Below are 2,425 nucleotides of genomic sequence, written 5' to 3'. Positions count from 1 at the left end.
TGTGATGCAGGACCAGCCGATCCAGGAAATCTGGGCCTATGACATCAAGCCCGGCGCGGTGCCGGATGGCACGTTCCAGTTGCGCTATACCGTGCGCAGCGAGGCCGCCACCGATCCGGGCGCGCTGGCGCCGCTCAATGCCTTCATCGCCGGGCGCTATCCCTTGGCAGAGCGGGCAACGGTGGTCGCCTTGCCGAGCGAGGGCGTGCGCGCGGCAGTGGGCGCGGGTAGCGCGGCTGGCGGCCCGGCGACCCGGCGCGAGGCGGGCGCGCATCTGCCGCTGGTGCACGTGCTGATCCCGTCGAACTTTGGCGATGCGCCGGCCGGGCGCCCGCTGGCCCGCGCCTGGAACTATGGCTGGGGAAACAGCCACGATGGCTTGGATGGCGTGGCGCTCGATCTGCCGGCGCTGCATGCCACGCCCAACGCGCAGGGGCTGATCCCGCTGGATATCCGCGTCAAAGACCCGATCTGGCCCGAGCGCGACATGATCGACGTGCAGGTGTCGGTAAAGCCGGGAGAGGCGCGCACGCTGTGGCTCCCTCTGCGCGATCGCATCCTCACTGGTGACAGCCTTTATCTCACCGTTGCTTCGGCCGCGCCCGATTTCGGTGCCGATACGCTCGATGGCATGGGCGTGCGGCTGGTGTTCAAGGATCGCGCCGCGGCGCTCAAGGAACACGTGGCCGATCGCTTCAACCAGGTGAAAGACAACTGGGCCTTCCTGGTGGAGGAGCACACCGCGTCGAAACGCGCCGCGCTCTATCGCCGGCTCTATGGCGATATCAGCGATCTGCTACGGGTCGATCCCGATAACCTGGAGGCGCGGCGCTATTGGGCCGATATCGGCTATTCGGCCAACCAGTTGCCCCCCTTCGTCCAGCCCACGCCGCCGGCCGGCATGCCGCTGTGGGCGTTCCGCCAGCTCGAAGACCTCAAGCTGGCGCGGCAGTTCGTCAATTGGTGGATCGACAACCGCCAGGTGCCCTATGGCGATTTCGGCGGTGGCATTTCTGATGATACCGACCTGACGCAGCAATGGCCGGGGCTGGCGCTGATGGGGGTCGATCCCGACAAGATCAACGCCTCGCTGCGCGCGCTGTCTGATGCGGTTTACCAGAACGGCATGATCGTCAACGGCTTGAGCTATATCACCAGCGACGAACTGCACGTCTATGAAGAAGGCATCAATGCCGATGCCGAACGGCTCTATCTCAACTGGGGAGAGCCCAAGGCGGTCGAGCGGATGATGGCCACGGTCAAGGCGCTGGACGGCCTTATCCGCACCAATCCGGCCGGGCACATGCACATCTCGTCAAGCTGGTATGGCGGGCGGCACATCTATCGCGACGAGCCCTGGGCCTGGCAAAAGCCCTATGGCTTTGTCATCATGCACACGCCGGTGCTGCTGGGGCTGTACAACGCCGATCCCACCGCGCGCCATCTGGTGACCGGGTTGATCGATGGCCTGCTCGCCCATGGCAAGCAGGGGGCCGATGGGCTGTGGCGTTTTCCCAACGATATCAGCTGGAACAGCGATGCGGAGCGGGCCGGCGATGGTGGCGGGGCCAGCCTGCCGATGCAATCGGCCTGGGCGGCCTGGCGCTTTACCGGCGATGACAAATACCTGCGCCCGGTGCTGGGCCGGCTGGCGCCCGGCAATTTCTCGGCGTTGGGAGAACTCAACGAAAACGCGCTGACCGTGCTGGGCAAGCGCCGCGAATGGCAAGAGGCGACGCTGAAAGCCGCGCAGGCCGGCAACGATATCGCCCGGTTCGAGGCATGGAACACCACCGGAAACCGCGCCTGGCTCGAAGCGCTCAACGCCGCCGGCATCGCCGACAAGGCGCAGCACATGTATATGTATACCCAGGGCCATTGGTGGACCGATCGGGTGGAAGCGCCCAACGAACTGCTCCAGCGCGAGCGGCTGGGCGGCATTGCGCTCAAGCGCAACCAGACCTGGCCGGGCAATGCCGTGAGCTGGCGTTTTGCCGATCCCGAGGCAGCGGTGCAGGTGGCGATCCTGGTGCGCGATGCCACGCCCGAAGGCTTTACCGTGCTGGCCCACAACACCACCGCGCACGAACAGCTGGCCGATATGGGCACCTGGAACGTGGTGGCCGGCACCTGGACCATGACTCAGGGCCTTGCCGCAGGCGATGCCGACGCGCCAAGCGGGCCGGTCACTACGCGTGAGGTGGAAATGGAACGCGGCGGTTCCATTCCGGTGCGTCTGGCTCCGGGGCAGACCACGGTGTTGACCTTCCGTCTGGCGCGGCGTGCCGCCATCCAACCCGAACACCGCCCTGACCTCGGTATCGGAGCCGACGACGTGGTGCGGCAGGGCCGCAAGCTGACGGTGCGCGTGCACAGCCTGGGCAGCGTTGCCCGGGCAGGTGCGCCTGGAAACCGCCGATGGCCG

1 pseudogene is annotated in these 2,425 nt (G+C 66.4%); it reads left to right on the top strand.

What is annotated here, in order from left to right:
- Window positions 1-2,425: pseudogene (locus tag H926_RS28265) on the top strand (LamG domain-containing protein); the annotation flags it as partial.

This window comes from Novosphingobium sp. B-7, from assembly GCF_000410615.1.
Classification (GTDB): Bacteria; Pseudomonadota; Alphaproteobacteria; order Sphingomonadales; family Sphingomonadaceae; genus Novosphingobium; species Novosphingobium capsulatum.
Note: the sequence above shows the minus strand (reverse complement) of the source record. Positions and strands in the feature narration are given on the sequence as shown.